Genomic DNA, 20498 nt, shown 5'->3' with positions numbered 1-20498 from the left:
TTAGAAGGAAGGAATCAAGGAAATTTTGGAATTGCCCGTTGGAATCAAGATGACCCCCATGCTTGAGCAGTATGTGCACTGGAAGGACAAGTACCCGGACTGCCTTCTCTTTTTCCGCATGGGAGATTTTTACGAGATGTTCTTTGAAGACGCGAAGACGGCCTCCGCCGTGCTCGACATCACCCTTACCTCACGTTCCAAGGATTCGGAAAACCAGATACCGATGGCGGGCGTCCCCTTCCATTCAGTCGATTCCTACCTTGGCAGGCTTGTCTCCGCCGGCTTCCGCGTGGCGATCTGCGAGCAGATCACCGAACCGGACGGACGGACTCTCGTCGAGCGCAGCGTCACCCGCATCGTCACGCCGGGGACGTGGCTGCCGGAGAACTCCGACGGCGACGGAAAGATCGCGGCCTGTCTCTTCGATGGCAGGAACCTCTCTCTGGCGCTGCTGGATTCCGCGAGCGGCGCCCTGCGCGCCGGTACCTTCTCCTTTGAGGGCGGAGTTTCGATCCTTTCGGCCTTTGCCCCCAACGAAGTGCTTCTGCGGCGCGGACAGATCGACCAGTTCCGCAAAAATTGTCCCTCTCTCGCCTCCTGCAACGCGGTGGAGCGCGACAGGGGGGATTTCGCTCCCGCGCAGGCCTCAGCTTGGCTCTGCCGCAAGTGGAATATATCGTCGTTGTCCGCGATGGGGCTCGACGATCGCGACGCGGCGGCGGGGGCGGCGGCCACCGCCGTCAAATACCTTGAGGAGACTCAATTTTCCAAGGCGTCGCACATAACCGCCGTCACGCCGATACTCCCGCGCGAAAACCTCATTCTTGACCAGAACACTCAGGCAAATCTTGAACTTATCGATCAGAGCGCGACCTCGCTGTTCTGGGTGCTCAACCGCTGCCGCACGCCGATGGGCAAGAGGATGCTTAAGGAGTGGATCACCTCGCCGTTGCAGGACATTGAAGCGATCGGGGCGCGCCAGGATATAGTCGAACGGCTGACGGGCGATCCGAGGCTCAGGTCGCGCCTGAGCGAGCTGCTCGCGGGCTGCCGCGATATGGGAAAATCGCTTTCCCGCATCACCCTTAAAATGGGTTCGCCCTCGGATATGCTGGTCATTAAGGAGACTCTCGACATCGTGCCTGAGATAAGGGCGATCGCCGCCGGGGAGGGGGCTCTCGCCGCCCTCATTCCCGCCTGTGACACCTCGGAGCTCGCGGCGCTGCTCCACGCGGCGGTAGCCGACTCGGTACCGCGCTTCTTGCGCGACGGCGGCGTCATCAAAAGCGGCTACGACGCGGAGCTTGATTCGTGGCGCAGCAAGGCGGAGGATTCCTCGTCGTGGCTCGCCGCCTTTGAGGAGGCCGAGCGCGCCAAAAGCGGCATAAAAAACCTGAAGGCCGGCGTCAACAAGGTCTTCGGATATTACATAGAAATACCGAAAGGCAGCGCCGACAGGGCTCCCCTGAATTACATACGCAAGCAGACGCTTGTGAACGCCGAGCGTTTCATCACCGACGAGCTGAAGGCCTTTGAGCGTGAAATGTTCAGCGCCGAGGGCGAAATGCTGGCGATAGAAGAGCGGATATACGCAGCCCTGGTGGACGAGGTGCTGGCGCAGGCCTCATCGATACAGCGCACGGCGAATTTCCTCGCCGAGCTTGACACGCTGCTGTCGCTTGCCGCCGTCGCCGCCGAGCAGGGATACTGCCGCCCGCGGATGGACATGAGCAAGGATTTCGTCGTTCGCGGCGCCAGGCACCCCGTCGTCGAGGTGACTCTCGGCAAGAACCCGTTCACGCCGAACGACTTCAACTTCAGCGCCGAAAACGGACGCCGGATCGCCCTCATTACGGGGCCGAATATGGCCGGTAAATCTACCTATCTGCGCATGGCGGCGCTGATCGCGGTGATGGCCCATATGGGTTCCTTCATCCCCGCCGAGAGCGCGCGCATCGGGCTGATCGACCGCGTATTCACGCGCATCGGCGCGCGTGACGAATTGGCGCGCGGGCAGAGCACCTTCATGGTGGAGATGGTGGAGACGGCCAATATATTGCGCCACGCCACGGACCGCAGCCTGATAATCCTCGACGAGGTGGGGCGCGGGACTTCGACTTATGACGGCCTAAGCATCGCCTGGTCGGTAGTCGAATTTTTACAGGGGCAGGAGCACGCCCAGCCGCGCGTATTTTTCGCGACCCATTATCACGAACTTACCCAGCTCGCGGACCTTCTCCCGGGGATAGTCAACCTCAGCATGGGAGTTGAAGAGGGCGAGCACGGCGTGGTATTCCTCCATAAGATCGTCGAAGCGCCATCCGACCGCTCCTACGGGATAGAGGTGGCGCGTCTTGCCGGGGTCCCCGCCGCAGTGCTGCGGCGCTCCGAGGAGCTGCTTGCTAAATTTGAGGAAAAGGGCGCGGAGAAAAACGAGGAGATAAAGAATTCGCAGCAGAACCAGCTCACGCTTTTTGACGTGCGTCAGGAGGCGATCCTCGAGGAGCTTTCCGTCTGCGACCCGAACAATATGACGCCGCTGGCGGCGCTCGAGCTGGTCTGCCGCCTGCGCGAAGAGAGCAGAAAGGTACTTGGATTCAAATGATAAAGAAGCTCGCCCCCGACATTTCAACGAGGATCGCCGCCGGAGAGGTGATAGAACGTCCCTCGTCCGTCGCGAAGGAACTGATAGAAAATTCGCTCGACGCGGGAGCCCGCACGATTTCGATACAGACGGAACAGGGCGGCAAGAGCTCTTTCGTCATCGAGGACGACGGCTGCGGCATCCCCTGCGCGGAGCTGCCGCTCGCGCTTGAGCGCTACGCGACGAGCAAGATAACGGACATCGAAGACCTTGAGAGGATATCGACCCTGGGGTATCGCGGGGAGGCGCTCGCGAGCGTCGCCGCCGTCTCGCGGATGGAGATACGCAGCAAGACGGACGGAGCCGGCACCGGCGGCCTCATCCGCTGCGAGGCGGGCGTGATAACCCTGCACACGGAGACGCCGGCGAAGCCGGGGACGCGGATACAGATAGACGACCTGTTTTTCAACCTGCCCGCGCGCCGTAAATTTCTTAAGACCTCGTCGGCGGAGCTGCGCAGGATCGTCCAGATCGTCAACGACTACGCGCTGATACATCCCGAGGTGACCTTCCGCCTTTACGAGGAGAATAAAAAGATCCTTGAATATACGGGGGCCGGTAGTGTGGAGGAGACGCTGCTGCGCCGCTGGGGCCTACAGACGAAGATATATCATTCCGAGTCGCGGAGCGGTCCTCTCTTCGCCCGCCTCTGGTGGAATCCGATCCCGGATTCGCGCCGCGTCGTGATCATGCTCTTCGTCAACGGGCGGCGGGTGCAGGACGCCGCGATACGCGCCGCTCTTTCCACCGCTGACGCCGCGGCTTACGGCGAATGGCTCGTACTTCTCGACCTCCCTCCGCAGGATGTCGACGTCAATATCCATCCGACGAAGGAGGAAGTGCGCTTCCGCCGGAGCGGCGACGCCTTCAAGATCGTTTATGACAACGCAAAGGCGATCTTCGCGCAGCGGCATTCGATCGCCGCGCCGCCGATGCCGCCCGGCGGGGCCGAGGCTTTTCTGACGCCGCCGCGGGCCGCCTTCGGAACGGAGCCCTCTTCCGCGCAGGCGTCATACAGCCCGGACGGATGGAGCTTCCAGAAGAAGGGACCGTGGCGCGCCGCCAGCCCGCTGGGCGCGGAGGCGCAGGCGGAAAACATCTTCACGCCGGCGGAGGAAACGCCGCCGGACGAAGAAGAGTTTTTCTTCGATAAAAATTATGTCGGCCAGAGCGCCGAGGGTTTCCTGATTTTCGACTTTCCGGGGGCGCTCGCCGTGATGGACCCGCACGCGGCGCATGAACGCATCCTTTTTGAGGATATCTGCGAAAATTTCAAAGATAATATCGCGACGCAGTGGCTGACTCTGCCGATGGAGATACCGCAGGCGGCGGCCGCCGAGGCGGCGCTCTACGAAAAAGAGCTTGCCGCGCTCGGATTCCGCACGGAGGGCGGCAAGGTGACGGCGGTGCCCGCGATCAAGGGCAAAGGGCATCTCTCGCCGATCGACATGCTCCGCTCGGCTCTGCGCGGCCTGGAGGTCGAAAACGACCCCGCCAAACGCGACCGCGAGGTGTGGTGGCGCATGGCGCGCCTCGCCTGCCGCGACGCGGTAAAGCTGGGACGCCGTTTTGAGCCCGAGGAGGCCCTTGAACTGCTGCGCCGCCTCGAACGCTGCGACACACCGTATACCTGCCCGCACGGAAGGCCGACGGTATTCCTCATCGAAAATAAAAAACTACGCGACTGGTTTGAAAGATAATGGTTAAGAAAATTCCCGTTGTTGCGATAATCGGACCGACCGCGGTCGGCAAGACGGAGTTCAGCCTCGCGCTTGCCGCCAGGCTGAATGCCGAGGTCATCTCTGTCGACTCGCGCCAGGTCTACCGTTATCTCGACGTCGGCACGGACAAGGTCTCGCGTGAGATCCGGCGCGAGGTGATCCACCATCTGATCGACGTCGTCGACCCCGATCAGATATATTCCGCCGCCGACTTCGCGGAGGATACTGAGGACGCCGTGAGCCGGATCATGGCCCGCGGACGCGCGCCGCTGCTGATCGGAGGCACGCCATTCTACTACCGCGCGCTTGCCGGAATGCTCTCGGAGGACCTGCCTAAAGATGAAAATATCAGGTCCCAGCTTGAAGAGGAGATAACGGGACGCGGGCTTCCCGCGCTGCATCAGGAGCTGCTTGAGATAGATCCCGAAGCGGGGGCCAGGATACATCGGAACGACCCCGTCCGCACCATGCGCGCCCTCGAAATATTCCGCATCACCGGCAAAAATGCGAGCTGGTGGTACGGGCGGCAGGGCAAGATAGAGTCTCCCTATGAAATATTGTATATCGGCCTGACGCGGCTGCGCGCCAATCTTTACCGGAATATAGAGCGCCGCGTCAAGGAGCAGTTCGCCAGCGGATATCCGGAGGAGGTCAAATGGCTGCTTGACAACGGCTATTCTCCGTCGCTTCCCGCCCTGCAGGGCTTTGGCTATCGCGAATTGGTGCGGTACATCGGCGGCGAATGCACCTTTCTTGAGGCGATCGAGGGCGACATCCGCTCGACTAAGGCCTTCTCTCGCCGGCAGATGACTTGGTTCAAGCATTTTGAGCCCGCTGTATGGTACGATTTTGACGAGGTATCGAAGGAGGACGCCCTAAAAGACGTCGTCCCGCGCTGCCTCGCGCACCTGGAGGGCGGCGCGTGAGGATCATAACCGCCGACCCGACGGGGCTCTGCTTCGGCGTAAAACGCGCGATAACGACACTTGAGGAAGAGCTGAAGAAAGGTCGCCGGGTCTTCGCGCTGGGCAGCCCGATACATAATCCGCAGGAGATAGCGCGTCTCGAGAAACAGGGGCTCGTCGTCGTCGATTCGCCGGAAGAGGTGCCGGAGGGCGCGGTATCTTTTGTGCGGGCGCACGGAGTAACGCCGGAGATATTTGAATTGCTGCGCGAAAGAAGCGCGAAAATGGTCGACGGGACATGTCCTTTTGTAAAAACGGCTCAGGAAAGAGCACAAACCCTTTCCCAAGATGGCTATATCGTGATAATATTAGGAGACGCCTCCCATCCGGAGGTCAAGGGTATTATGGGCTATGTTTCCGGAGAGGTCCGCGTGCTGGCATCGGCGGGAGAGATCCCTCGCGAATTGTACGGCAGGCGCTGCGGCATATTGAGCCAGACCACGCAGCGCGTGGAGACATTTGCGGCGCTGGTGGGCGGATTTGCCTCTGTATCTCCTGAAATAAAGGTATATAATACGATATGCCGCGCGACTCTCGCGCGCCAACAGTCCGTCTGCCGGCTCGCGGAAGAGGCGGATGGCATCATAGTGCTGGGCGGCAGAAACAGCGCTAATACGCGAAAGCTCGCAGAGATCGCCTCCGGTTCAGGAGTGCCGACCTTGTGGATAGAACACGCGGGAGAACTGGAAGGGGGTTGGTTGGAAAATAAGGATACGATTGGAATAGCCGCGGGAGGCAGCACCCCCGACTGGCTGATAAAAGAACTGATCCAAAAATTAAAGATGATGTAAGCAGGAGGATGTTGGGAATGGTTGACGAGCTTCGTACAGAAGACGTAATGGAAACACAGGAAAAAGAAGAAACAATGGAAGAAATGATGCAGCAGTACGATGTGATGGGCGACTTCCACCGCGGCAAGGTCGTGGAGGGAACCGTCGTCGATTCACGTGAGGACGGCTGGCTCGTAGATGTAGGCTACAAATGCGAAGGCTTTCTTCCGCGCAAAGAATGGACTCACAGAGTTCTCGTAGAAGAGACTCCCGAGCCCGAGAACGGCGCCAAGGTCAGAGTGCAGATCACGAATATCGGACAGGGCGAAGACGCCCAGCTCGGTCTCTCACGCTGGCGCTGCGAATTTGACGAGCGTTGGAACAGGCTCGAAGCAGAGGCGGAGAACAACGAGACGATAACGGTAAAGGGAATCCGCAAGGTGAAGGGCGGCCTCATCGTAAGCTGCTGCGGCATCGAAGGATTCATCCCCATCTCTCATCTCACGCAGGAAGGGCATGGAGTGAACCCCGGAAAGCTCCTTGACCAGGAGTTCCCCGTGAAGCTCATCGAAAAGGACCGCAGAAAGCGCCGCCTCGTATTCTCACGCCGCAGCCTCATCGAAGAGGAACTCACAGGCATCCGCCAGGCCTTCTATGATCAGGTACATGAAGGCGACGTCCTTGAGGGCGATGTCAGCAGCATCACTTCCTTCGGTGTTTTCGTCAACCTTGGTGCGATGGAAGGACTTGTCCACATCAGCGAACTTTCATGGCAGCGCAACGCGAAGGCCAAAGAGATAGTCGCCAAGGGTGATCATGTCAAGGTAAAGGTCATCGGCATCGACAAGGAGAACAACAGGATCTCCCTCTCGATCCGCCAGACGCTTGACGATCCCTGGACGACGGCGGCCGAGCGCTGGACGCCCGGAAAAGTCACCGAGGGCACCGTCACCAACCTGACAGAATTCGGCGCATTCGTAGAAATAGAGCCCGGCGTAGAAGGACTTATCCATATCGGAGACCTCAGCTGGACGCGCATCAAGCACCCGAAAGAAGTCCTCAAAAAGGGACAGAAGGTCGAAGTTTCGATCATCGAGACCGATACGGAACGCAAGCGCATCAGCCTCGGCTACAAGCAGCTCAACGACCCCTGGAAGGATGCCGCCGAGAAGTACCAGAAGGATGCCGAAGTCCCCGTAAAGGTCGTCCGCATCGCTGACTTCGGAGCCTTCGTCGAACTTGAAGAGGGCATCGAAGGGCTCATCCACATCTCCCAGCTCTCGACACAGAGAGTGGAGAATCCCAAAGAAGTGCTTTCAGAGGGACAGGAAGTTACCGCCCGCGTTCTCGAAGTGAACCCCGTCGAGCGCCGTATCCGCCTCAGCCTGCGTCCCGCGAACGAAGAGCCCGTAAGACGCGCGCCGCGTGATGAATCTCACGATCAGCCCGCCTCCGGCGGAGCTCCTTCAAAGCGCGGCGAAGACCGTCCGCGCCGCCGCCGCCCCGAGGGCGGAGACCGGAGAAGGCAGGAAAGCTCCAACAGCCAGCTCCCGCAGGAAGAGATGAACTTCTCGATCGGAGACCTTCTCAAGCAGCGCGAGAAGGAAGAGGCCGAATAGGCTAAAGCCGGATCAAAATATACGGAGGCCCCGTTCATCTTGAGCGGGGCCTCTTTTTACGTTACAATAGGGCAAATATGAAGATACATGACAGGAGGTCAATTATGGCCCTTAGAGCTATATGCGTTTATCCCGATCCGGTGCTTCGCGAAGAGACGGAGCGGGTGGAAGATTTTGACGGGGAGCTGAAGTCTCTCATCGACGACATGTTCGAGACTATGTACGCCAGCGACGGGATAGGCCTTGCCGCGCCGCAGGTCGGGGTCACGAAAAAGCTCGTCGTCATAGATTATCATGGAGAAAAGTTTGTCCTTGTGAATCCCGAAGTTATCGAAGCGGAGGGCTCAGTGACGAACGAGGAGGGCTGCCTCAGCTTTCCCGGCATCTACGAGAAGGTCACGTCGCCGGAGAAACTTACGGTCGTCTATCAGGACGAAACCGGCGCTCCGCGGCGGCTCTCGCTCGACGGATTCACCGCCTGCGTCTTCTCCCATGAGATAGACCATCTGAACGGGCGTCTGCTTATCGACCGAGTTTCCCCGCTCAAACGCCAGTTCCTCAAGAAAAAAATCGCCAAACGGGCGGCGGAAAAATAATGGGCCGCCTTACAGTCGGGTTCATGGGCTCCGGGCGCTTTGCCTCCCGGTGTCTTGAAATAATATCCGAGCGTGTGCGCCCCGCGTGGGTGTTGACAAACGCGCCGAAAACCGCCGGACGCGGGCTCAAGTTCCAGAATACACCCGTATGGGAGCTTGCCGGGACGCTCGGGCTGCCCGTCCATACCACGGAAAAACTCGCTGCCGACCGTGAACGGCTCGCCTGGCTGGGGGACAACACCCCCGATGTGATGCTGGTGATAGATTTCGGCCATATCATAAAGGAGCCGGTGCTTTCGATGGCTCCTCTGGGGTGTCTGAACATCCATCCTTCCAGGCTGCCGGAATACAGAGGATCGGCCCCCATACAGCGGGCGCTGATGGATGGCAGGACGAAGACCGCGGTCTCCATATTCCGACTTGACGCGGGCATGGATTCCGGGCCGATACTCGCGCAGCCCGAGCTGGAGATATTGCCGGAAGACAATACCGCGACGCTGATGGAGAAGGCCGCCCTGCTCGGCGCGGGGACATTGCTTCATTACCTTTGCGAAGCCGCGCCGGAAGACTGGCATTTTACTCCGCAAAAAGAGGAAAATGCGACCGCGGCGCCCAAGATAGACAAATCTGAGGGAAAGATCGACTGGCGCGCCGACGGCGCCCGGGAGATCGTCAACAAGATCAGAGGGATCGGAAGCTCGCCCGGAGTATACTGCGCGGTACGGGGAAAACGCCTGCGCGTGCTTGCCGCGGAACCGCTGCCCTCTGTCGCCCGCGAAGCCGGCCGATGTGAGATCGTCGAGGGAATGCCAGTCATCGCCTGCCGCGAGGGGGCGCTGAAGCTCGTAGAGGTACAGCCGGAGGGTAAAAAGCCGCAGCGCGCGGCGGACTGGGCGCGCGGAGCCCGTATTGAAAAGGGCGAAGAGATTGGATAAGAGGTGCTTGTCTTGAGCGATTCTAAAAATCAATTGCGCAACATCGTGCGTTCCGAATGCAAGTATAAAGGACGCATCGTCGATCTTCGGGTGGACACCGTTAAGTTTCCCTCGGGCTCGGAGAAGGTTCGCGAGGTGGTGCTGCACAAATCCGCCGTGGCGGTCCTTCCCGTCAACGAGCGCGGGGAAATAGTCCTTGTCCGGCAGTACAGGCACGCGATAGACGAGGATATATACGAGATCCCCGCCGGGCTCGTCGAAGCCGGCGAGGACCCGCGCGAGACCGCGATACGCGAGCTTCAGGAAGAGGTCGGTTTCAGGCCGGGGCATATCGAGGAGATCGCGGAATTTTACAGTTCCCCCGGTTTTTGCACAGAGAAGATATTTGTCTACTACGCGACGGATCTTATATCATCAAAACTTCCCGCGGACGACGACGAGTACATAAAGGTATTTCCCTTCGCCCCAGAAGAGCTGGGAAAGATGATCGCCGAAAAGAAGATAAACGACGGCAAGACGCTGATGGCCTACTATTGGTATGCGGCCAGAGGAAGGCGGAAATGATCCGCCCCGTCGGAGGCGAGCTTGGAAAGACGATAGAACGTTTCACCGACTACCTCCGGCTCGAGCGCGGATGCGGAGAAAACACACAGCGCGCCTACAACTCGGACATGCAGATATGGCTCGCGCACTGCGAGGCGAACGGGCACGACCCGCTTGATATGCAGGCCGACGCCATCTCACGCTTCCTGCTGGCACAGCAGGGAGAGGGGCGCAAAAAATCATCGGTCCAGCGTCTGGGAGCGATGCTCCGCTCTTTCGCGCGCTTTTTGCAGTATGACGGAGTGACCGACAATCTGCCGCGCCTCGCGCCGCTGCCGGCGAGGACGAAGACGCTGCCGCAGGTGATGACCGAGGGAGAGGTGCAGCGGATAATCAACGCCTGCGAGGACGGCACGCCGATCGGCAAGCGCGACCGGGCCTTTATCGAGCTTGCCTACGGAGCCGGCATGAGGGCCTCGGAGCTTTGCAGCGTACGGCTGCGCGACCTTGACGCCGCCAACGGGATAGTGTACGTCCGCGGCAAGGGCGGCAAAGAGCGGACGATACCCTACATAGGTGCCGTCCGCCGCCACATAGGTGAATATATCGCTGAATATCGTCCCAAACTCGATAAACATGGGACAGAGTGGCTCTTCCTCTCGCGGAACGGAAAACAGCTGCATCGGGAGACGCTGTGGGTCATCATGCGCAAGCGCGGCCTGATGGCTGACATTCCCGTCGCCCGCCTTCATCCGCACGTGCTGCGCCATACCTTCGCTACGCACCTGCTGCGCAACGGTATGGATCAAAGGACGCTGCAGGAGATACTGGGACACAGCTCTATCATGACGACGGAAAAATACACGCATATGGACATGGAGCTGCGGGATTACTACGATCGTTTTCACCCCCGGGCCTGAGCGCCCCGGATCAGATGCGCAGTTGAAACATTAGAGGCTTGAAATATATTCACCCGCGATGAGGAGGAGATATAGATGTATCACTGGGACAAGGTGGATGAGGCGCTCCGATATATTGAAAAGAGAAGCGCGCTGAGGCCGAAGGCGGCTATCGTGCTGGGATCGGGACTTGGGCGCGTCGCCGAACAGCTGGAACGTCCTGAGATCATTCCCTACGAGGAGATACCGTACTGGCCGCGCTCCACAGCTCCCGGACACGAGGGGAAGCTTCTGCTCGGCAGTCTGCGCGGGACGCCGGTCGCGGCGATGCAGGGACGCGCCCACTATTACGAGGGGTACACGATGCCGGAGGTCACCTTTCCCGTGCGCGTCCTTGGCCAGCTTGGAATAGAGGCCCTTGTCGTGACGAACGCCTCCGGCGCGGTGAACACCGATATCAGGCCGGGCTCCATCGTCGCCATCGAGGATCATATCAACTTCATGGGTACGAATCCGCTCATAGGCGTGAACAACGACGACTGGGGAGTGCGCTTTCCTGACATGACGGAGGCCTATGACCGGGAATTTCTGCGCGTTCTGGAACAGGCCGCCTCTAAAGAGGGGATTGAGCTGCGCCGCGGGGTATATATCGCCTTCAGCGGCCCCTCCTTTGAAACACCCGCCGAGGTGCGCATGGCGCGGATGCTGGGCGCCGACATCGTCGGCATGTCCACCGTGCCGGAGGTGATCGCCGCGAACCACATGGGGATCCGCGTGCTGGGCGTCTCCTGCGCGGCGAATTACGGCGCCGGCATCACCTCTGAAAAGCTGACCCATCAGGAGGTGCTTGAGACGATGTCCAAAGCCGGCGAGACGGTGGCGCGTCTGATCGAGGCCTTCATAGAGGAGGTTCGCCTCTGATGTTCAACATGATAGAGTTCATAGAGAAAAAACGCGATAAAGGGCGGCACGGCAGGGAAGAGTTCAGCGAACTCATCGCCAGGCTCATGGTGGGCGAAGCTCCCGACTATCAGCTCTCCGCCTGGCTGATGGCGGCCTACCTCAACGGGCTGGATGAAAACGAGACCATGTATTTCACCGAGTCTCTCGCGAAGTCTGGTGAGACCTATTCCTTCCCCTCCGACCTTCATATAGTGGACAAACACAGCACCGGAGGCGTCGGAGACAAGACGACACTGGTGCTCCTGCCGCTCGCCGCGGCTTGCGGCGCCGTAGTCTCCAAGCTCTCGGGGCCGGGGCTCGGCTTCACCGGCGGCACCGTCGATAAGCTTGAATCTATTCCGGGCATGAGGATGCACCTTGAGCCGGAAGAATTTCTCGAACAGGTGAGCCGCATCGGCTGCGCCATCTCGGGCCACTCAAAACAGCTGGCTCCCGCGGAGGGCAGGTTCTACAAGCTGCGCGACGTGACCGGTACCGTCCCCTCGACGGAGCTTATCACCGCGAGCATCGTCAGCAAGAAACTCGCGGGCGGGGCTTTTGGTTATGTGTTCGACGTAAAATGCGGCAGCGGCGCTTTCATGAAAAACAGGGAAGAGGCGGCCTTCCTGGCCGAAAACCTCGTTAAGGTCTCAAAAAAACTCGGCAAAGGAGCCGTCGCCGCGATAACCGACATGGAACAGCCGCTCGGCGAATGGGTGGGAAACGCCGCGGAGGTGTTTGAGGCCGTGGAGGTGTTGAGCGGCCGCGGTCCCGCCGACACAAGGAGGCTGTGCGTGGCGCTCTGCGGCCTGATGCTCGCCGTCGCCTCTCTCGCGAAGGACATGTCCGAGGGAGCGAGGCTTGCCGAACGCGCCCTTGACGACGGTTCCGCACTGCGAAAATTTGCCGAAATAATCGCGGCGCAGGGCGGCGACGCCGAAGTGGTCAGCCGCCCGCTGGAAGTGCTGCCGCGCGCTGGGAAGAGCTTTTTGATAAAGAGCTCCAGGCGGGGCGTCCTCTCGAAACTTGACGCGCTCTCCGTCGGCGAGGCGCTCCGCGCGCTGGGCGGCGGCCGTATGAAGCTCGACGACGAAATAGACCGTTCCGTCGCCGTCCGCCTGAGAAAAAAGACCGGCGACGCCGTATCAGTCGGCGATACGGTTATAGAGGTACTCTACAATGACGACGCCAGGCTTGCCGAGGCGATGAAATATCTCACGGATTGCTGGGCCGTATCCGAAAACGCCGAAAGGCGCGAACTGATACTGGATTACGTATTCTAACGCGCCGCCTATCGTATGCGCCGGCCGGATGTGCGAAAATCCTTTGACCTACCTTCTCTTTTTCATCGCAAGGGCCTCGCTCGTCACTGCCATGCCGCCCAGCGAGGTGCAGCGGAGCTCACAGGGCAGCATTCGTCCGCTGGCGCATACGGCCTCTACCGTGCAGTCTATGCCCACGGGATTATGATATCCGCCTAAAACGAGATCGGCGCATACAAAGGCCTGAGAGGCGAAAGAGGCGTTTCTGGTGTGGCATGGGATCTCAACGGTCGCCTGCACAAGGTCGCAGACGAGACCCATCGCGTTCTGGAACATCACCGCCGCCGCGTCGCAGCATTGCGCCGCCGAGCCTCCCGCCATTTCAACGACCGCCGCCGCGCCCATCGCTCCCGCCGCGCCGATCTCCACCTGACAGCCGCAGACCTCGGCGGCGAAGGTGCCGTGTTCTCCGAGCACCCAACCAGCCGCGCCCGCGGCCCACATCGCGCGCACCACGTCGGCGCGCGGGATTTTAAGATCATCGAGCATCGTGACGACGACGCCAGGCAAAACTCCCGCGGAACCTCCCGTGGGAGCGGCGCAGACGATGCCTTGACCGCTGTTCACCTGCATCGCCGCCATCGCGCGCGCCGCGGCCCGCGTGTGGATGCCGCCGAGCGCCAGTTTTCCTGCGGCCTCCGCGGCCATTATCTCCTTCGCGGTCGGAGCGAGCAGCGACATTCGCGGCGAACCGTCCGACAGTCCCAGCGCTACGGCTCGTTCCATCACCGACAGACGCCGTTCCATCTCCCGGTCAAGCTCATCTTTGGGCATATCAAGCAGCGCGGATTCGTACTCGAGCGCGGTCTCCCCTAAAGAAATGCCGCGCTCGCGCGCGTATTCGATCATTTCGCGTCCGTCCTTATAAAGCGCCCGCCCCCGTATAGGATAGAATACCGGCTCCGCCGCTCTGAGAGAGCTTACTCCCGGCGCCGCGCGCAGCTTATCGACGGCCTCGGGTGGTATCTCGTAGGGGGAGGTCAGCAAAAAGCCGTTTTCGTGCCGTGTTACAGTTCCATATCCGTCAAAAGAGCTGGAGTCCGGCGGCAGCTCGGATTCAACGAATAGATAATAGGCGTCGCCGGAGATATCCACCTGGCAGCCGTTCAGTGCGTGGAGAGTGAAAGCCCCTCCGCCCGTGGAATCGGCGACGGCGGTGAGAATGCCGCCGCCCTCAGTCTCGGCCTCTATCATTATACTGTTGGGGTGGCGCGCGCCCTTGAAATTATCTATCGCAAATTCTATCTCGATGCCGAAGGCGGAAAATAGTGAGAGCGCCTCCTTGAAGCGCCCGTCGGTCAGCGGCAGTCCGAGGGTGCCCATGACGAGAGCCAGATCCGACCCCTGGTCACGATAACATTCGGCGATCGAACTTCCCGGCGCGAACGTAAAGACCGTCCTTTTGGGCAAAGCCCCGGCAAATCCGCGAAAAAGCTTAGCGATATGATATGGTCCCGCGGTATGAGAGCTTGAAGAGCCGGGCATTACCGGCCCGATCACATTATTGAGAATGCTGACCGCCATTTCGTACCCCTCCGGAAAATCAATTTTAAAAAGTATAACATCTGTAAAAAACGGCCGCCATATATCTTTTGTGCAAAAGATGATTGCGGTGAGGCCGACTTTCTGATAGACTTTACCGCGTCATTTCGGAGGTGCGTTTCAGCTGGTGCTGGGCCCGGACTTCAAATCCGGTGGAGGTGGGTAACGCCCGTCTCGGTAGGTTCGATTCCTACACGCCTCCGCCATTTTTTGCCCTACACATTTTTTCTTAGCTAAAATTTAAAAATAAGATAAATATTTATTTTGTTATTCTGTATAAAAAGTAAAGGTTTGAACTTGTAGCTTAAAAGTTCTTTTACTTAAATATCAATTTTGTTGTATTTATGTATAATAAAAGTGGATATTCTTATATAGTAGGGAGTGTGTATGTCATGAATGGCAACAAGCTCAACAAAGATTACCTAGAGCATGTTTTGGCAAATATTGAATCTTCCGTGTGTGTTGTTAATCTCGAAAGAAAAATCATATATGTAAATAACCTTGCTAAGCATAGACTTTATCAAGGGAGAGAATTTCTTAATCCGTCTATGTATGATATTTTTCCCGATCTGACAATAGGTAATAGTGTAATAGAACGAGTCTTTGCAACAGGGAAACCTGAAATGAATACGGTGTGTATGTGGACAGATATCAATAAAAAACAAAGGATTTCTTTAATTTCAGTATTTCCTATCATTGACAATAACGAGATAGTTGCCGTATGTGAAGCGGCAGAGCCTATGGATGAACTTAGTTCTGAATCAAAGGAATTTTTTTATAGGAAGTTTCCTCATATTAACGAAATATTGAAAGATGAGTTTAAGGTAAGGGAATCCCATTACTGTTTAAGTGATATTATTGGAGATGGTCCAGCTACTCAGGAGTTGAAAAGAAAGATAATACTTGCTGCTAACTCACAGGCTAATCTATTGATTTATGGCGAAACTGGTACAGGTAAAGAAATGATAGCTCAGTCAGTATATTCGATGTATAAGGCGAACGACACGCCATTTATCGCGCAAAATTGCGCAGCAATTCCAGAATCTCTTTTGGAGAGTAGTTTGTTCGGTACTGTAAAGGGGAGCTTTACTGGTGCGGAAACCAGACCAGGGCTTTTTGAACTGGCGAACAAGGGGGTTTTGTTTCTTGATGAAATAAACTCCATGCCGCTGAACCTACAGGCAAAGATACTACGCCCTCTCCAAGAACATGTAGTACGTAGGGTTGGTGGGTTAAAAGAGATACCAGTTAATTTTAGATTAATTACAGCGACAAACACTAAACCAGATCGGCTCGTTGGAGAGGGGATGATACGAAACGACCTGTTTTATCGCATATGCGTGGTTTATTTGGAAGTTCCTCCTTTAAGAGCCCGAAAAGACGAGATTCCTATTTTAGTAAAACATTTTGTAGAAGAATTCAATGATATGTATGGTAAGTCCATAGTGGGTTTTGATCGGAAGAGTATTAATTTCTTCATGGAGTATGACTGGCCTGGTAATGTAAGAGAATTGAAGAATGTCGTAGAACGTTCAATATGCATGTCCTCAAAAAAAATAATAGCATTTGACCGTAAGGAGATGTTTCCATTTTCCGGGGATGTAATATCGCAGAATTTTTATCCTTGTGCTGGTGGGCATGATATCTTGCTACCTAAATTTTCTTTTTCACTTAAGAGAGCCGTGACAAATTTTGAAATATCGCTACTGAAAGAGACTATTACGAAGTATAAAGGTAACCTTTCAAAAGCTGCTCAAGAGTTGGAGATTCCGCAACAGACTCTTCAAAATAAACTCAGCAAGTTTCATTTGCGGGAATTTGTTCAAGAAACAAAAAACAAAATGTACTATAAATAGTATTTTTTAAATACTATTTATGATGATAATTAGCTCTTGTGAATGAGTGACATAATATTTTCTTAGCTGATTGCCTCATTTTTATGCTTGGCACATTTCTTGCTTTTAATAATAGATAGGCACAACATTAAGTTGATGTCTATCTTAAAACGAGGTGATCTACGTGAACAGTAAAATCAAAGTAGCAAATGCGAACAACATTCCGGTGCAGTTTCCCCTTTATGCAGATCCTAAAGTTCCATACGAATGTCCAGGCAATAGGACTCTAACTGTGATATGCAGAACCGATCCTGATATTCTTAAAAAATATTTGGAACCAACGCCTTTCGAGTATGTTGATAATTACTATCATATTTATGTTGGTGATTTCAGCGGCGCAGAGACGGGAGCATATTGGGATGCGGCGATTGTTATTCCGGTCAAGTACAAAAACATAGTGGGTGGTCATTTTCTAGTTGAATTTGAGGATCAGGACTATTCGATTGCAGCCGGCCGCGAACTTTGGGGATATCCTAAGAAATATGGCCGGTGCTGGATGGAAGAAAATGATGAAAAAATAACCGCCGTATGTGAAAAAGGTGGCGTTGAAATAATCAGGCTAGAGATGGATAAAACCAAGGCTTTAGAACAGCCGTTGAAAACACTTAAACTTCATCCCCATATCCAAATGCAGGTTATAGGTAAAGCGGAAGGTCCAGGGATAGCCTTGAAGAGAGTTTTGACAAGAGATTCCAGTTCCGATTATGTGCAGGAATCGTGTATTGAGCATCCGTGTAATGTGACGCTCAATAGCGTTGACAGGTGTCCTGTAGCAGATTTTACGCCTGAAGAGGTATTGGGTGGGCGCTTTATCACAGGAAATCATCGAATATCAGATGAGCATGGTTGGGCCACAGTAGTAGATACGCTTATTAACGAATTTTAGCAATAGTTCAACCACCTGTACGACCTAAAATATTTGGTGGTACAGGTGGTTGGCGACAGGAAGCTTACTTATAAGGAGATGAACTTAAGAGATGAAAATGCCACTTATGATAACTTTTTTGTATTTTATTATGCCAATATTCCATATAGTACTTTTTTGGCTTGGACTTAAATACATACCATGGCCGCCGGAAGATAATAACGAAGGAGGTAATATCATATGAAAGCGGGTAGTATTATAGTTTTAACGCTTTACCTTGTTGCTGTTTTTGCGATGGGGATATTCAAAGGACGAGATGGAGGAAAATCGGAAGAGTCGTACTTTACGGGGAATAAGACATTCGGCGCTTGGCCTACAGCAATCAGCGCTGGAGCCACTAATTCAAGCGGTTGGATATTTATCGGCGCCTGTGGGTGGTCTTATGCTGTTGGTTTATTCAGCATGTGGATGTATGTTGGTTTCCTTTTAGGAGGATTTTTAAATTATTGTCTTATCGCACCCTATTTAAGAGCGCAAAGCAAAGAATATGGTGCTCTAAGTGTTGCGGATCTAATAGATAAAAAAATCAATGCTACGTGGCACACGAAAGGGCACGGTGTTGGACTGGTTAGTGCCGCGATATTAACTTTGTTTTTCTTACCGTATATGTCCACCCAACTGACCTCGGCGGGCAAGACAATTAACTCTCTGATTAGTATGGATTATACGCTTGCACTGATATTTTCAGGTGTATTTGTTATCGCGTATTGTTTTGGCGGTGGATATAAATCTGTTATATACACAGATTTGGTCCAAGGACTAATAATGATGTCGATATTGATAGTAGCCCCAATTACCACAATCATATTTGTGCTCGGGGGTTGGCAGCAATTTTGGGCGGATCTGATCGCGATAGATCCAATGTTTGCACATTTTGCTCACGGAACAATGGGAAAAGCTGGTACGAGTCTTGCTCTAGGGTGGGTAATATACGGGATAGGAACTATTGGCCAACCGCATGTCCAGCAGCGGTTTATTACGGCAAAGGATAATGCCACACTTAAATCAGTCGCATGGATAGGCGTTCTATGGACAATGGCTACAATGATAGGCTCCAATTTAATTGGCCTCTGCGGCCGTATTTTGATGCCAAATCTCAGCGATCCTGAATATGTGTTTCCCACGATGGTAGCGGAATTTTTGCCTAGTGCTGTTGTTGGTTTAGTAATTGCCGCAATCTTTGCCGCTATAATGTCTACCTATTCCTCGCAACTGATGGTTGCCGTACAGTCTGTAGTAGAGATTATGAAAATTGTAAATAAAAAAGATTATAGCACTCGCGAAATAGTAAAAATAAGCCGTATAGTTATGCTCGTGTGTGGCATCCTCTCTCTGTCTATTGCTCTTATGCGCATAGACACAGTCTTTGCCCTTGTGAACTACGCATGGTCGGGAGTGGGGGCCGCGTTTGGTCCGCTGATTATTTTTGTTCTCTTTTTACCTCGCTATTGTAATCAAAAGGGGGCCGTAACAGGTATGCTTACTGGTAGCGTGGTATCTACAATTTGGTATATGGCGGGGTACAGTAAATTTTTTCATGAAATAGTACCCGGGATGATAGCAGCCTCATTTACCATTTATATTGTGACTAAAATGACATCTCAAAGAATGCCAAAACGGGTATAGTATAAATCATAGCTAATATCACCTGTGGTGCTGTCTGATGCTCGCCTTCCTAAAATTAGATGTTACTATATATTTATGGAAGGCGTGCATCATCATATATCAATTGCTGAAAATGATATCATATGACATAGGTTCATATTTATTTTATACTAACGTCAGGTAACCCGATATTGTGCCTTTAAGGTGGTGAACCATGGATGGATTTGAATCACAGTCCTGTGCTTGAACAAAAGCAATTCCTTTCGCCTACGATGCTAGAGTCACTTAAAATATTATCGATGCCGATAACTGATTTGATCGATTTTGTAAATGAAGAGCGAAATGCGAATCCCTTGTTGGAATTTTATGATCAGCCGCAATACTTAACGTCCAGAATCGATGATGGAGAAGACAGCCCTATCTTAGATGTACCGGCACCGCAGGAGAATATTATTGAAGAGTTGTTGCTTTCTCAGCTGGATCTAGGTAAATATAATTGTAAAGAGGTCAGGATAATAAGATCCATTATAGGTCTTTTAGACTCAAAAGGACGGTTAACAAAAAATGCGGCTGAGGTAGCGACTATACTAGATATTTCTGTGACGAATGCAGCTTACTACATTAAGCTGCTAAAAAGTCTTGCCCCAAAGGGTATAGCTGCCGCATCCTTAGAAGAATGCCTAATTCTACAGTTGCCCTGGCCATATAATACTGATGTGAAACTTCATACTATAATCAAAGAATATCTCTATGATTTGGCTGGCGGTAAAGTGCGTAAGATTGCCAATGCTGTTGGTATAAGTATAGACCAAATACAGCGCTACATAGAAATAATAAAAACACTTAATCCTTATCCGTTGAATGGATATGATACCGAAAATATACAATACGTGATTCCAGATGTTATTGCCTCCTTTGAATGTGGCTGCTGGAAAATAGAAGTAAATAATGGGCAAGAACAGCCACTCTGTGTAAGTGGCACATATAAAAAGCTCATGGATGAGTGTGGCAACGAACAATTGCAGAAATACTTCAGCGAGAAGGTTCACAGAATTAATTTTATTAATGAAATTATTGAAAAAAGACGAGACCTGTTACAAAAAGTATCTCTCATCATATGTCAGACACAGGAAGACTATATTTTAGGCCAAAGTGTTTTAAAGCCGTTGAGTATGGCGAAGATCGCGGAAGAGTTGGAAACGCATGTCTCCACGATAAGCAGATGTGTAAAAGATAAATATATTCAGACCCCAGCAAGGACATATAAAATGAGCGCATTGTTTTCTTCCTGGCCGAATGTAGTTCCGAGTAAAAATAATACCGGAAGGGATTATGTGAAAAAGCAGATTTCTATAATTCTGGGAAGTATGGAAATCTTAAGTGACGATAAAATATCCCAAATCTTACTCGAAAAAGGCATCCGCATATCTAGGCGGACTGTGGCGAAATATCGTAATGAGATGGGGATAACCGGCAGTTACTCACGGAAATATTTGGGGGGCCACAAAGGACATAAATCAGTCGTCACTGAAAAAGCCGATAAACCTAGTAATAGTATGTAAAAGATTGCAGTAA

At 53.9% G+C, this 20498-nt stretch carries 16 protein-coding genes and 1 tRNA gene; 16 read left to right on the top strand and 1 reads right to left on the bottom strand.

Going from position 1 to position 20498, the window contains the following annotated elements; translation table 11 throughout:
- The first annotated feature begins 25 nt into the window (after positions 1-25).
- The 11 genes from mutS (at position 26) to CLOEV_RS09195 (ending at position 12917) form a co-directional block, all read left to right on the top strand.
- Positions 26-2605 carry a DNA mismatch repair protein MutS gene (gene mutS / locus CLOEV_RS09245; RefSeq protein ID WP_051485015.1) on the top strand — a complete coding sequence of 860 codons (2580 nt, stop codon included), beginning with the start codon at positions 26-28 and terminating at the stop codon, positions 2603-2605.
- The gene (gene mutL / locus CLOEV_RS09240; RefSeq protein ID WP_034443340.1) at positions 2602-4344 is read left to right on the top strand and encodes a DNA mismatch repair endonuclease MutL; all 1743 of its coding nucleotides are present in this window, start codon (positions 2602-2604) and stop codon (positions 4342-4344) included. The genes mutS and mutL overlap by 4 nt, the downstream gene beginning before the upstream one ends.
- Positions 4344-5291, top strand: coding sequence for a tRNA (adenosine(37)-N6)-dimethylallyltransferase MiaA (gene miaA, locus CLOEV_RS09235; protein WP_034443337.1), 948 nt, complete (start codon positions 4344-4346; stop codon positions 5289-5291). The genes mutL and miaA overlap by 1 nt, the downstream gene beginning before the upstream one ends.
- Positions 5288-6121, top strand: coding sequence for a 4-hydroxy-3-methylbut-2-enyl diphosphate reductase (gene ispH, locus CLOEV_RS09230; protein ID WP_034443335.1), 834 nt, complete (start codon positions 5288-5290; stop codon positions 6119-6121). Before miaA ends, ispH begins: the two co-directional genes overlap by 4 nt.
- A gap of 17 nt (positions 6122-6138) precedes the next feature.
- Positions 6139-7719: a S1 RNA-binding domain-containing protein gene (locus CLOEV_RS09225; RefSeq protein WP_008712324.1), complete on the top strand. Its 1581-nt coding sequence runs from the start codon at positions 6139-6141 to the stop codon at positions 7717-7719.
- 104 nt (positions 7720-7823) lie between these two features.
- Complete coding sequence (gene def / locus CLOEV_RS09220; protein ID WP_008712322.1) at positions 7824-8315, top strand: peptide deformylase; 492 nt, start codon at positions 7824-7826, stop codon at positions 8313-8315.
- Positions 8315-9250, top strand: a complete 936-nt coding sequence (fmt, locus tag CLOEV_RS09215) for a methionyl-tRNA formyltransferase (protein WP_051485014.1) — start codon at positions 8315-8317, stop codon at positions 9248-9250. Before def ends, fmt begins: the two co-directional genes overlap by 1 nt.
- Positions 9251-9262: 12 nt before the next feature.
- Complete coding sequence (locus tag CLOEV_RS09210) at positions 9263-9814, top strand: NUDIX hydrolase (protein WP_008712319.1); 552 nt, start codon at positions 9263-9265, stop codon at positions 9812-9814.
- Positions 9811-10713, top strand: a complete 903-nt coding sequence (locus CLOEV_RS09205) for a tyrosine-type recombinase/integrase (RefSeq protein ID WP_008712317.1) — start codon at positions 9811-9813, stop codon at positions 10711-10713. The genes CLOEV_RS09210 and CLOEV_RS09205 overlap by 4 nt, the downstream gene beginning before the upstream one ends.
- A 75-nt stretch (positions 10714-10788) precedes the next feature.
- Positions 10789-11613: a purine-nucleoside phosphorylase gene (locus CLOEV_RS09200; protein ID WP_008712316.1), complete on the top strand. Its 825-nt coding sequence runs from the start codon at positions 10789-10791 to the stop codon at positions 11611-11613.
- Entirely contained in the window at positions 11613-12917 is a 1305-nt protein-coding gene (locus CLOEV_RS09195; RefSeq protein ID WP_034443333.1) for a thymidine phosphorylase, read from the top strand. Before CLOEV_RS09200 ends, CLOEV_RS09195 begins: the two co-directional genes overlap by 1 nt.
- Positions 12918-12965: 48 nt before the next feature.
- Here the strand turns inward: CLOEV_RS09195 and CLOEV_RS09190 are convergent, their stop codons facing one another.
- Positions 12966-14480 (bottom strand): L-serine ammonia-lyase, iron-sulfur-dependent, subunit alpha, encoded by a 1515-nt coding sequence (locus CLOEV_RS09190; protein WP_034443331.1) that lies wholly within the window; start codon positions 14478-14480, stop codon positions 12966-12968.
- A 127-nt stretch (positions 14481-14607) separates the two neighbouring features.
- On the opposite strand from CLOEV_RS09190, the gene CLOEV_RS09185 reads away from it, so the two are divergent.
- The 5 genes from CLOEV_RS09185 (at position 14608) to rpoN (ending at position 20485) form a co-directional block, all read left to right on the top strand.
- Positions 14608-14704, top strand: a tRNA-Sec gene (locus CLOEV_RS09185).
- 186 nt (positions 14705-14890) lie between these two features.
- Positions 14891-16354 (top strand): sigma-54 interaction domain-containing protein, encoded by a 1464-nt coding sequence (locus CLOEV_RS09180; protein ID WP_034443329.1) that lies wholly within the window; start codon positions 14891-14893, stop codon positions 16352-16354.
- A 163-nt stretch (positions 16355-16517) separates the two neighbouring features.
- Entirely contained in the window at positions 16518-17279 is a 762-nt protein-coding gene (locus CLOEV_RS09175; protein WP_034443327.1) for an acetoacetate decarboxylase family protein, read from the top strand.
- 219 nt (positions 17280-17498) lie between these two features.
- Positions 17499-18944, top strand: a complete 1446-nt coding sequence (locus CLOEV_RS09170; protein ID WP_034443325.1) for a sodium/proline symporter — start codon at positions 17499-17501, stop codon at positions 18942-18944.
- Positions 18945-19141: 197 nt separating this feature from the next.
- Positions 19142-20485 (top strand): RNA polymerase factor sigma-54, encoded by a 1344-nt coding sequence (rpoN, locus tag CLOEV_RS09165; protein WP_034443323.1) that lies wholly within the window; start codon positions 19142-19144, stop codon positions 20483-20485.
- The last annotated feature ends 13 nt before the right edge of the window (positions 20486-20498 follow it).

Origin of the sequence: Cloacibacillus evryensis DSM 19522 (assembly GCF_000585335.1) — a bacterium.
Lineage (GTDB): Bacteria > Synergistota > Synergistia > Synergistales > Synergistaceae > Cloacibacillus > Cloacibacillus evryensis.
Note: the sequence above shows the minus strand (reverse complement) of the source record. Positions and strands in the feature narration are given on the sequence as shown.